This is a genomic window from Natrinema gari JCM 14663 (assembly GCF_000337175.1).
Taxonomy (GTDB): domain Archaea; phylum Halobacteriota; class Halobacteria; order Halobacteriales; family Natrialbaceae; genus Natrinema; species Natrinema gari.
In genome coordinates this window covers 38492-50801 of sequence record NZ_AOIJ01000061.1, presented here as the reverse complement: position 1 = coordinate 50801, position 12310 = coordinate 38492, and the positions used below count along the sequence as shown (strand labels likewise).

Annotated in this window: 6 protein-coding genes and 2 pseudogenes; 4 read left to right on the top strand and 4 right to left on the bottom strand. The window is 57.0% G+C overall.

The annotated features are described in order from the left end of the window. Positions 1–2348 precede the first annotated feature (2348 nt). Positions 2349–2883 (top strand): annotated as a pseudogene (locus C486_RS20325) (IS6 family transposase). 80 nt (positions 2884–2963) lie between these two features. On the opposite strand, the pseudogene C486_RS22375 reads toward C486_RS20325, so the two are convergent. Continuing rightward, positions 2964–3442, bottom strand: a pseudogene (locus C486_RS22375) (IS6 family transposase); the annotation flags it as partial. A gap of 127 nt (positions 3443–3569) precedes the next feature. On the opposite strand from C486_RS22375, the gene C486_RS14465 reads away from it, so the two are divergent. Continuing rightward, a complete protein-coding gene (locus C486_RS14465) occupies positions 3570–4355 on the top strand; it encodes an IclR family transcriptional regulator (RefSeq protein WP_008457339.1) in 786 nt (261 codons plus the stop codon). Between the two features lie 819 nt (positions 4356–5174). Here the strand turns inward: C486_RS14465 and C486_RS14460 are convergent. The 3 genes from C486_RS14460 to C486_RS14450 form a co-directional block, all read right to left on the bottom strand. Further along, positions 5175–5966, bottom strand: a complete 792-nt coding sequence (locus tag C486_RS14460) for an SDR family oxidoreductase (protein ID WP_008457338.1) — start codon at positions 5964–5966, stop codon at positions 5175–5177. A gap of 177 nt (positions 5967–6143) precedes the next feature. Continuing rightward, positions 6144–7277 carry a pyridoxal phosphate-dependent aminotransferase gene (locus C486_RS14455; RefSeq protein WP_152419178.1) on the bottom strand — a complete coding sequence of 378 codons (1134 nt, stop codon included), beginning with the start codon at positions 7275–7277 and terminating at the stop codon, positions 6144–6146. Between the two features lie 123 nt (positions 7278–7400). Further along, entirely contained in the window at positions 7401–8327 is a 927-nt protein-coding gene (locus tag C486_RS14450; protein WP_008457336.1) for a DUF1152 domain-containing protein, read from the bottom strand. Positions 8328–8370: 43 nt separating this feature from the next. Here C486_RS14450 and C486_RS14445 point away from each other — a divergent pair, with 43 nt between their 5' ends. After that, positions 8371–10053, top strand: a complete 1683-nt coding sequence (locus C486_RS14445; protein ID WP_206536975.1) for an aldehyde dehydrogenase family protein — start codon at positions 8371–8373, stop codon at positions 10051–10053. Between the two features lie 338 nt (positions 10054–10391). Further along, on the top strand, positions 10392–11885 hold the full coding sequence (locus C486_RS14440; RefSeq protein ID WP_008457334.1) for a sodium/proline symporter: 1494 nt from the start codon (positions 10392–10394) through the stop codon (positions 11883–11885). Positions 11886–12310: the final 425 nt, after the last annotated feature.

The following is a 12310-nucleotide window of genomic DNA, read 5'->3' as shown; positions in this document are numbered from 1 at the left end:
GGACGCCACGCGGCCGTGGGGCCGATCGATCACCCGGCGGGCGCGATCGTGACCGACTGGCCCACGCTCGTTCCCTCGACCGCGTACTGAACGCAGCCACGTCTCCCCACCGTTTTCCGCGACGACGAATAGACGTGAGTGTCCGTCGCCTGCGGGGCCACTCGAGGACGGTCTCGCAGTCGACGGCCTCCTGACACCGGCTCCGAGAGCACGATCGGTCTGACGAAGGATCGGCGGCGGCCATAGTACGATTCGAAAGGCGATCAGGCGGTGTAAACCTAGCGCCGAATGCGATCGAAACGAACACTCACGTCGCGATAACGGTCGTGACCGACGACCTATTGCTCGCTCTATCAGCTCGTCGATCGACCCAGTACCCGTCATACACGCCCGCTCGAGTCGAACGGAAGCGCAGCGGTCAGTCAACCGCCCGCAGTCGAATCGCGATCCCTCCGGGTCGGTGACCTCGAGACCGTCGTCGACCGCAGTGACCGATACGCCGTCGCCGACCAGCCGCGTCCGAACCGTAGCGACGGCACCCGCGTCCGGCACGAGGAGTTCGACCCGCTCGAGGCCCAGTCCGCTGTTCGGCGTTGACCGCCGATTCCACGTGTTCTCCGGCGTGCTGGTGAGGGCTGCTCGCCGCGACAAAGCACGCCCCCGATCCGAACGCCATCGAGATGTCGAACTCCAGCGTCTCCGCGGTGAACGCTCACGCGGCCTCGAGCGACGACACCTCGTCGTGGCGGTGGACCCCCTCGCTTGGCATGAAGTCCGCGCGCAGGACGGGCCGTCGACGATCACACCGGACCGGTTCGGTCTCAGTGCTGTTAAACGACGCCGGGGTGGTTCCGATAGCCCCGAAACGGTGCCTCGGATTCGATATCGCGGAATATGATTTATCAACCCCGGACAGGTCCATTTCACCCGGTACGACGGTGCGGTCACCGTTCGGCCGGATAGCGAAGCGGGACGACAGCCGAGCGCTATCAAAACCGAGCCGGAACTTCGACACGCGGGCCGTACCGTGAGACGCCGGACCGGGTTCTGGGGATCGTCCGATTCGACTCGAGTCGCTGCCAGTGTCGCGAGACGGCTCCCGGCGTCGGACACCCCGACCCGCCGTCGTCGAGTCGAACCCGAACCTGATCCGCTCTGCGGCGAAGAGATCACGGCCCGCCGGTGATCGGCGCGCCCCGCGGAACCGTCAATCGGTGAGTCCAAACTGAGGCTACAGTCGGGCGGTTCCTCCGGGGGGTGTGGCGGAAAAGGAAGATGACTGCCACGCCACGGCCCCGGAACTGAATCGGACGGACCGCTATCAGTCAGTGCCGGCGCACCCACGACCCGTCTGTGGGTGCACGGGAGATCGGTACCGCAGACCGTCTCAGTACACGGCGGGAAGGATCGTCGACGACGAGCAACCGAGGGAGGTCGTCGACAACACAGCATCATTGTGTACCCAGTCCGCCTGCCGGCGAGCCGCCGGGCAGCGGACTCTACCTGGCGCACAGTCGAACCAAGCATTCGACCCTCGAGATCGGTCGCATCGCTCGGAGTCAGTGGCTTGATTCGTTGCTGGTCCGACTCGGTCCGGTCCCGATGGGTCGGCGGCGAGTGCGACGGAACGAGGGCGAGCGTTGTCGCCGGACAGTGAATCGGGGCGACTGACCGCGTGTCGTGGACCCGATAGCCGAGGCCACCCCGGTTCGGGATAGGAGTGACCCTCGTCTCCCGCCGCACTCCGTAATAAATCATATAGTGAGATATGATCCTCCATCGAATGGAAGCTCGCTACTTCGGAGGTTGGTACACTAAGCCCCAGAACTGGCGTGAATTGAGGGCGTGTCAGAGACGATCGACAGTCTCCCATGCTCAACGTCTACCCAGGTAGTCTCTACCGCTACATCTTCATCGTGTGCTTCCATGCGTTCGAGGACGGTCGCCTCTGTCTGCATCGTCCGCTTGGGAATCAGGTAGTTCACGTTCAGATTCGACAGCGTCTGGAAGACGCCCTATCCGGACCGAAATAGTTGACCCAGCCGTTCGGTAGAATTGCGAACTGAACGCTGGTATTCCATCCACCAATATATAGAAATTATACGATACCATCAACCATTTAATCAGATAGGTAATATAAATACATTATAATCATACACAACTGCTTAAAATAATAAGGTAGCTCAATTTATAAAGGGACTTGGCCCTGACATGCTGGCGGTATTCAGATAAGATTGAAGGACTGAAGCGTCACGTTTTCAAAGTAATTCATACCCGAAAACGCACTTCTCATCCCTCGTATCGGCCAGTTTGACTTGGATTTTGTGGAGTGAGAAGCAACACCGCGACTGTTGATACAGCTCAGTATTCAGCACCGTCTTTCTTGTCTTTCGCTCTCGAATACTGTTCGACCTCTCGATAGATTTGGTGTTGAGCGTGCTCGCTCTACCGTGCACAACTGGGTCCACAAAGCAGATCTACAGCCCGATTCTGGTCGAAGTCCGGATTACGTCGCGGTCGACGAAACGGTGATCCGACTTGACGATGAATAGTATTGGCTGTACGCTGCAGTCGATCCAGAATCGAACGAACTGCTACACACAAAGCTTGAACCGACCAGAACAAAGGTTATCGCTAGTGCGTTCTTCACGGAATTACGCGAGAAACACGACGTCGATGATGCGGTGTTTTCCCGTCGATGGAGACAAGTCATTGAACTACGCCTGTCAGCGGCATGGTCTCGATTTCAGATACGAATGCCATGGAAACCGGAACAGTGTTGAACGTATCTTTTGAGAAGTAAAACGACGAACCTCTTCATTCTCGAACTGCTTCAGTAACGCAGGCGCAGAAACTGTGGATCAGTGGCGTCGTCGTAATTGATCAGCGGAACACTGTCTTCTCGATGGTCTGGCGTGACTGAAACAGTTTGAGAACGAGAAGGTGCGTCGTTTTATCACTTAAAAGATGGGTTCGATAACGTTCCGATTTCCCTGCTTTTCATGTCGAAATCGGAGGCCATGTCGGCGGAGTGCCATCTGGAGATGTTGTGTGCCATCAACGAGAAACACAGCGTCTTCGACGTCGTGTTTCTCGGTTAGATCTTGCAGAAGGGGCAGTTAATACTGCCGTAGTCGTCAGAAGCAGTCGTATATGGTGGATTTTGTTCGTCGATTCGAATCACGGTTTCGTCGAGCGCAACATGATTCGGAGTTACGTCAGTTGCTAGCTGTAGATCGGCTTTCTGTATTCAATCGTAAACAGCCCTCCGCGATCGCTCGACACCGAACTTCACGAATCCCCGAACGTTATTCGAAAGCGATAATCCGACAAGATTGAGTCAAATACCAAGCACCATCAGCCGACGCGGTGTCCGTTCCCGCTCTACGAAATCCAAATTAGTCCAATCCGTACTACCGCTGAAACGTGTAATATCCGCAATGAACCAGCTACAAATCTAGCATACCTCCCGTTTCACGGCTAACTAAACACGGCCCTTAGACCGCCCTACATCAATAGTGTTCGGCATAGAAATACTTTTAACACATAGGAACATGGTAATCGATATCATGGGCATAGACGACAAAGGGAATGTGCATAGAACAACAGAGCAAGCTATCCGTATTCTTGACGCCATCAGACGAGGAAATGGTGCGACAATCTCCGATTTGCTTTCCGAATTCGATATCTCAAGAAGCACATTATATACACATTTAAATACTCTTGCGGATTCAGGCCTTGTCATCCGTGAAAACGGACGGTACTGGGTAGGGATCCGGTTCAAGGAGTTCAGCGTCGCAGCCGAAACCCGGAAACCTAGCTATCAGATTTTAAAGAGTGAAATAAAGAACTTAGAAGACGAGTTTGAGGCCGAGACGGAGTTTCTCGTCGAAGAAACTGGTAGAATCAATGTCCTCTATCATTCCGAAAACATCAATCACAATCGCGTACGGCTACATGCCCATAACACAGCAGCAGGGAAAGCTATCCTTGCGGATCTCCCCGACGAACGTGTACACGAAATACTCGACGAGCACGGCCTTCCACAGCAAACAGAGAATACCATTACGGATAGGGATGAATTGTTTGAGGAATTGGAGAATATCTCGAAACGCGGTTATGCGTACAACAATAACGAGTGTTTTGACGGATACCATGGTATCGGTGCAACCGTAGACGGAATTGATGGATCCATTCTGGGTGCAGTCACGCTTGGCGGGCCGATATACCGGATCCCTGAAAATCGGCTAAAAAACGAGTTAGTCGACGCTCTCCAAGACATGATCGATGAAATAGAAAGATCGATCGAGGCGAACCGATCGAACATCACATCGGAGTTAGCAAGTGAGGACTAGACGCTATCCTTGCTGATTTCTGCCTTACATCCGTACCAATGTAATATTTTCAGCACTCTCACCGCACCAGCAGAAACGGGATTACAATAGAGGGGATCTATTACAGACATACCACTGTAATTTAGTAGCTCCACCCAGCGTTTGGCAATCCACTCTATACATCTATACAGCATCGATATTACAATCGTATCGGCGTAAAGTATTGTGTTGTTCAGACTTCCGTTTGAGCGATCGATTCGTCAGTCCAGTTGATTACGTTCGAATCCTCCATTCCTACTGCCATGTGGTCTGCTATGTAGCTGTACCCATATCATATAAAGGTGGCAATATACGACACATACTAACCTCCCGGAGATAGACTTGATGCTCATACTAGATACGGGAATAACACTGTGCATAGAAGCTGAACACATCAGCTACACTCAGCCGACACACTCCAAAACAAGACTCTTCAGTAAGATTGTTTCTTCGAATCCGATGCCTGTAGTAATCATTCTGGGTTCGGGAGCCGGTGTACCCTTGGACAATTAATCCTACCCCTCCCTCCCTTTTAAGACGAGGGCTTTACTAAACGCATTCAAAGATTATCAAGCATGGTGGATGTAGCCCAAGCACAGGGTACGGTCAGTCGGGAGACCTTCTGGACCATCAGCAAAGTCGGGAAGGCCTTGTTTTACTTCCTCGCGGCCGTGACATGACTACATCGAGCGCGATGGCTTCGAGCTACCGATGGCGGGCACACGGTTGACAGCCGTGCCGCCGGAGGAGTGAATCGACGATGTAGTAAAACGGTGATTCGGGATCGAGATTACGGCAGAGTTAGAGGTTTGAACTCCCGTCGCCACCATCCACCGGGATCGACGTCCCGTTCACGTAGCTGGAGCGCGGTGAAGAGAGGAAAGCCACGACCTCTCCGAGCTCCTGCGGTTGGCCGATCCGCTCCATCGGGTTGTCCGCACCGCGTGCTTCTAGCCCGGACTCCACCGAATCGTATTCGCCACGTTCGACGCCCTGTTCAACGAGATTCCGGATGCGTGCCGTCTCATGGGGGGCCGGGAGGACCGCATTGGCACGTACGTCCGGTGCGAGTTCCTTGGACAGAGTCTTTTCGAGGCCGATGACGCCCATTCGAACGGAGTTAGACAGTACGAGTGAATCGATGGCCTCCTTCACACTCCTGGAGGTAATGTTGACGATGGTCCCGTAGTCGCTCTCCCGAAGCGGCTCGACCGCTTCGTTGACAAGTCGAACGACACTCATGACGAGAAGGTCAAACGCCTCGTACCAATCCTCCTCCGAGGTTTCGAGAAACGGACCACTCGGAGGGCCGCCGGCGTTCGTCACTAAGTGGTCCAGTTGCCCGAACTCCTCGATCGTCCGGTCAACGAGCGTCTCGATGTCGTCGGGGTCGGTCAGGTCGCCGGGAACGCCGATGACCCGCCCGTCGCCGAGCTCGTCCAGTTCAGCGGCGGTATCCTCCAGCCGGGCGCTGTCCCGTCCGTTGATGACGACGTTCGCGTCTTCCTTGGCGAAAACTTCTGCCGACGCCTTGCCGAGCCCGCTACTTGAAGCCGTAACTAGAGCGACGTTGTCCGCTAGCTGTAGTCCCATTGCACCTGAAGCACTGTCGGCAAGACACATAGTATTAACGTCATTGATAGGCATAGTCGCGACGCGGAAAGATCAGTATGATACTGCAGCACTTCGAAGAAATTGGCCGAGGCAGCTATTGCAGCCCGTTCGGGCTCCGCATCCCCCTGTGTGGGGACGAGGTACTCGGAGTCCGAATCACAGCCAGTGTTCGAGCCGATCGAACGCTTCGTCGATCCGCTCGACCGAATTCGAGTACGCGATCCGCAGGCGGCCCTTGCCGGCGTCGCCGAAGACGCTCCCGGGGACAAGCGCAACGCCGCTCTCACGGAGCAGGGAGAACACGAACTCCCGGTCGTCGGTGTACCCCTCCGGGAGCGTCGGAAACGCGTAAAACGCGCCGGTCGGGTTCGGGCAGGTCATCCCGGGTATCCGTTCGATGCGCTCGGAGACGCGGTTCCGCCGGCGCTCAAACGCCTCGACCATTGGCTCGTGGAGCCCGCTTCCGACAGCCCGAACGCCGGCATGTTGCGAGATCGACGACGCGCATGTCGACGTGTACTGGCGCGCGCGGATGATCGGATCGACGAGTTCCGCCGGGGCTGCGAGGTATCCGAGCCGCCACCCAGTCATCGAGTAGGCCTTCGAGAACCCGTTTATCGTCACTGTTCGGTCCCGCATTGCGTTCAACGCGGCGAGGCTCTGATGTGTTTTGTCGTCGTAGAGAATTTTCTCATAGATCTCGTCGGAGAGCACGAGGAGGTTGTTGTCGACAGCGAAGTCACGGATCTCTGTCGCGTGGGCTTCGTCCAGAACGCCGCCTGTTGGGTTGTTCGGACTGTTCACGATCAGCAGCTTCGTCTCCGGCGACACGGCCTCCCGGAGCGAGTCGATATCCGGCTGGAATCCAGTTTGTGGGTCGAGTTCATACGTTACCGGTTCGGCACCGGCCAGCTGGATTCCGGCGGAATAGGTCCAGCTGGGGTCCGGAACGAGTACCTCGTCGCCTGCTTCGACGATCCCCAGCAGGGTAACGAACACCGCTTCGGTCGCACCACATGTGACCACGATCTCGTCGTCCGGATCGTATCGAATGTCGTTTTCCTCCTCGAGCTTCGTGGCCAGCTCTTCCCGAAGCGGCTGGATCCCGTAGTTCGAGGTGTAGTGGACGTCCCCACGGTCCAACGCGTCGATCGCGCCCTGTTTGATCGGGGATGGCGTATCGAAGTCGGGTCGCCCGATCTCGAGGTGGACGATATCCGTCCCCTGATCCTCGAGGCGGTCGCACTCTTCGAAGATTTCCCTAATGCCTGAGAACGGTACGTTCGCCATTCGGTCAGCTCCTAGCTGGTCGAGCATACGACAGTGATGTCTAATTCGATCCTCATAAGAATTCCCTTGAGGGTGCAGTCGGCCACGCGGCACGATGCTGAACGGCGGCGGGCAACTTTGGGATCAGCCGTCGTCATCCCGAGACCGCTCATATGAGAGCTCTGTATCGAACCCCTCCGAACGGAGGCGTCTATCGGCGTCCTCGAGACTGCAGGTTCCGGAGACGATGGACGCCATGTCTGAGTGATTAGCAACCGTGGCGGTCTCCAGGTAGAACGTCACCGTACTGGCTGGCGTGAGTTCGACAGTTCGCTTCCCGTCCCGGATCGAGTGCGTTCCGACATCGCCGCGGCTGACGCGGAGTGGGAGGCGGCTCGCATCCGTGGGGATCTCCTCGACGATCCGCTCAAGTTCGTCGCCCACCATGGGTGATAACCCCCACGCGCCTAGAAGCCCCCCGTCGGCCGCGACTGAGCCGACGTTCCGGTGCAACTCGGAAAGCGTGAGCTCCCCATCGCTCCCATATCCGAACATTCCAATACAGGTGGGCAAGGAGAGCTGGGCGAGAGCCGCCAGCGAGATCCCGTCAGCAAGAGGGCTGACTATTCCCGGCTCGGACCCCGACGCGAGGACGTCACCGCCTGAGTCAACGCCGATCACGACATCGATGTCCAGCCGGTCGCACGCGGTCTCCAGGCCTTCACCGAACCCCTCCGCGCCGTCCGTCACGTCGAGGAAAGCGACATCACAGCCCAGACAAGACGCGACGGCCGTCTCCGCGAATGCTATTCCGTCATGCGTGCGTGTGTCACCTGACCCGAGAGCCAGCGACTCGCTCACACGGTCGACCTCGTCGAGTTCGTCGATCGATCGCGGCCCAGGCTGTGGGTCGACGATAGACCGCTCCCACGCCAAACCGCCGATGACCGTTTCGATCCCGTGTTGTTCCAGCAACCGAACTGTCGGTAGCGTTCCGACTACATCGCCGCTACCACCGATTCCGAAGACGAGCGCCCGCGAACAGTCGAAGACTTCCTCGAACGAGTCCATATTTCTACGCTTGCAAAGGAGGATGTTAAGTGTCCCGTCACTGGTGCAGGTCAGATCCGCTGGTGAAACGAGGATGCCGACGCCCAGTGACATATTCTACGGAACCCCAATCTATAATACCCCTCCTACACACCGATATAACGTGCAGCCCAGAGAATTTAATAACGAGCTGACGTACCTCACACAGCAACAAGCAGACAATGTCGAGGCCTTCCACCAGGCGTACGAGGAGGCCGTCAAATCGGTCCGGGAGAGCCTAGGTGGGTCACACCCGCTACAGATTAATGGTGAAGCGGTCGAGACAGGTGATACCTTCACCGTGACGAGCCCGGGGAACCAGAACCTCGAGATCGGAGAGTTCGCGGAGGGCAGCGAGCGGGAAGTGGAGGCCGCTGTGAGTGCAGCGAAGGCGGCTGCTCCAGACTGGGAGACCTTCGATGTCGATTCGCGTGTCGAGATCTTCCAGAACGCCGCAGACATCATGCGTGACCGGAAGTACGAACTCGCGGCGACCGTCTCGCTGGAGAACGGGAAGAACCGCACCGAGGCAATGGCAGATGTCGACGAAGCCATCGACTTCCTCGACTTCTACAGTAGCGAATTCGAACGAGCGAACGGGTACGAGTTCGACACAGGCGAGCCGACACCCGGACAACACACGACGAACCTCTTGCGCCCGTATGGAGTGTTCGCGGTCATTTCACCCTTTAATTTCCCGATGGCGCTTTTCGTTGGGATGAGTGCCGGTGCGCTGATCACTGGGAACACCGTCGTCGCCAAGCCGGCGAGTACCACGCCCTTGGTGGCACGGAAGTACGTGGACATCCTTGAGGAGGCGGGCCTTCCGGATGGCGTCCTGAACCTCGTCATGGGTGGCGGTAGCGATGTCGGCCAGCCGCTCGTGGAACACGAGGATGTCAGCGGTGTCGCGTTCACCGGCTCCCGTGGGGTCGGTCTACATATTCAGGAGAGCTTCATGGAGCTCGGTAAACGAGGACCGGTCATCGCCGAACTCGGCGGTAAAAACCCCGTCATCGTTAGCGACACGGCAGATATCGACGAAGCAGTCGAGGGTGTGAAAAACGGCGCGTTCTCCTTTAGCGGACAGAAGTGTTCAGCCACCTCCCGCGTCTATGTTTACGAGAGCGTCATCGATGAGTTCACGGACAAACTCGTTACGGAGGCGGAAGAACTCACTATCGGGCCGGCGACGGATCGCGACACGTTTGTCTCACCGCTGATCAATGACGGTGCGCTCGAGGACTATCAGGAGATCACGGAACAGGCCCGGAACGACGGGACCGTTCACACCGGAGGGAACGTGGTCACGGACGGCGATCTCGATGCGGGCCGGTTTGTGGAGCCGACTGTTGTCACTGATATCCCCCATGAGCACGAACTCGCCCGCGAGGAGCATTTCCTGCCGTTTGTGACGATCCACCCGGTCTCCGGGCTCGAAGAGGGGATCGAAAAGTCGAATGATAGCGAGTACGGTCTCTGTGCGGGCCTGTTCTCCACCGACGAGACGGAGATCGACCACTGGTTCGACGAGATAGAGTCCGGAATGTGCTACGTCAACCGGAACCAGAGCGCGACCACGGGGGCTTTAGTGCAGGCACAGCCGTTCGGTGGCTGGAAATTTTCCGGGACAACTGGGAAATTCGCCGGCGGGTACTGGTACCTGCAGCAGTTCATGCGCGAACAGAGCCGGACTCGCGTGGAGTAACCGACTCCGTCCCCGATATTCACATTCAACGACCCACACAAGGGTTCCTGTGGTCCATCTCTCCGATGGCCGGCTGTGCTCTCAGTTCGCGGAAGAGTGCGAACCATAGTGGGTCGCCTCATCGTTGTGGTGAAATGCGTTACTACTGGCTTTAGAGACAGGCAGCCAGTTCGCTCAAACGTTGAAGTAGTGTTGGTTACAAAACACGAGTGCCTGTTTGGAATTGTGGTATGGATATCTCAGATAGCCAATATGTATAAATACATACAAAGAAAGAACATTATTTACCGTTAATTATAATATTGGCCGCTCAGAATCGGTGGACGTGGTTAACACACATGGCAAGCCTTGACAGTGTAGCCCTCGGTCTAATCGGCTACTTGATCCTGGTTGCAGGTATTGGGTATTGGGGATCGAAACAGGTCGAAAACGAGTCCGACTTCTTCCTTGGCGGGGAGAAGCTTCCAGGGTGGGCGCTTGCCCTTTCGGAACGGAGCTCTGACATGTCCGGGTGGCTCCTGCTGGGCTTACCGGGTCTCGCCTGGGCCGCTGGACTGTCGTCCGTTTGGGTGATCGTCGGCGCAGCTGGTGGTGCGATTTTCCAGTGGGTGGTGTACTCACGGCCGTTCATGGAAGGACGAAAGGAAACGGGTGCGGTCACGCCCGTTGGACTCCTTGCCGAGAAAATCCCGGGAGATTCATTAATCATGAGAGCGCTGCCGGCCTTGGTCACCTTCGTGTTCTTTATGGGATACGTAGGATCGCAGTTCCTGGCTGGCGGAACGATATTCCAGGATGTTTTCGGCGTCAGTAGGACAATCGGATTGCTGACCGTCGCCATCCTGATCATTCTCTATTCGTTCGCCGGCGGCTTCTTGGCAGTTGTCTGGACTGACGCGATGCAAGCCTTACTAATGGTTTTCACCCTCATTTTTCTCCCAGGAATACTCCTGGTTCAGGTTCTGAGTGACCCCTCCCTCTCGATCATGGGCTCTCTAGAAGCTTCCGGCGGTGGACGTGCGTCGTGGTTCGGTGGTGCGACCGGGTCCGCAGCGCTCCTGCTGGTAGGGACCAATCTCAGTTGGTTCTTCGCGACACTGGGCGGCTATCCCCACCTCGACGCGCGACTGATGGCTGTCCGCAGCGAGTCCGACCGCCGGACCGCAATCGTTGTGTCCACCGTATGGGGTGTCCTTACCGCCATCGGCGCTGTGCTACTAGGTCTTCTGGCGCGGACTCTTCACGGCGCACCGAGCACACTGGAGGGTAACCGGGAGATGGTTCTCTCGTTCATGGTCACCAAGCATACCCCCGACTTGGTTAGCGGGATACTGCTTGCGGGCGCGCTCGCTGCGATGATGTCGACGGCGGACTCACAGCTGGTCGTTGCAAGCTCAGCGGCGGCTCACGACATCTACAACAAGGTCCTCAACGAGGGCAAGGAGTTCAGCGAGAAGGTCCAGCTCCGAATTTCCCGTATCGGGACGCTCGTCGTCGGGTCGGTCGGGCTTGCGATTGCATACTTCTCACAGAACTTGGTGTACACGCTGGTCAGCTACTCGGCGACTGGCCTCTTCTCCGCGTTCGGCCCCGCGTTCACCCTGCTATTCTTTTGGGGGGACAACCTGTCCAAGCACGGACTCATCGCCGCGTTCCTCGCGGGACCGATCGTGACGGTTACGTGGGTCACGCTCGGGCTGACGAACATGGTAACCGTCCGTCTGGTTGCCCCGCCCGTCGGCTTCGCTGCGGCGATCATCGTCTCGCTCATCTGGCCGCGGTCAGAGCAGCCGTCGTCACAGCCCGAAGGGGTGGCCACGATGCAGGATTGAACTCCCGATTCCTGGGCCGAGCTATTCGAACCGAAGCATTCGCCTGAACACTGCGAGCTATGGGGCCCCTGTTGCACCCCTTCTCCGGGATCGCTGAATCAAACACATCCAGACAGCCGTACGCGTAGCGACACCCCGGAATCCGGTAGAGCTGCAGCCTGTACCCCCGGTATCTTTTTATAACATGATAGCTTTTTGCTGGGTGTACGATGGAGTTAGATCATCTCGGGGCAATCAGCCCTGACAGCGAGGAACCGCTATTCAACTGTTCGAACTGTGAGACGGAACTTAGCCGGGAGAAGGGGTTCTTGACGTGTCCGAGGTGTGGATTGGTTCCAAAGCACGGGTCGGACTGAAAAGCAAAGGGTAGCGGACCGAACCTTGTCCTACGCGAACCAGCTTATCAAGTTACATCTACGGCCCGT

Coding starts and splice junctions, on each gene's coding strand:
- C486_RS14460 (WP_008457338.1), bottom strand. CDS start 5,966: ATGGGACTACAGCTAGCGGACAACGTCGCTCTAGTTACGGCTTCAAGT.
- C486_RS14450 (WP_008457336.1), bottom strand. CDS start 8,327: ATGGACTCGTTCGAGGAAGTCTTCGACTGTTCGCGGGCGCTCGTCTTC.
- C486_RS14455 (WP_152419178.1), bottom strand. CDS start 7,277: ATGGCGAACGTACCGTTCTCAGGCATTAGGGAAATCTTCGAAGAGTGC.
- C486_RS14465 (WP_008457339.1), top strand. CDS start 3,570: ATGGGCATAGACGACAAAGGGAATGTGCATAGAACAACAGAGCAAGCT.
- C486_RS14440 (WP_008457334.1), top strand. CDS start 10,392: ATGGCAAGCCTTGACAGTGTAGCCCTCGGTCTAATCGGCTACTTGATC.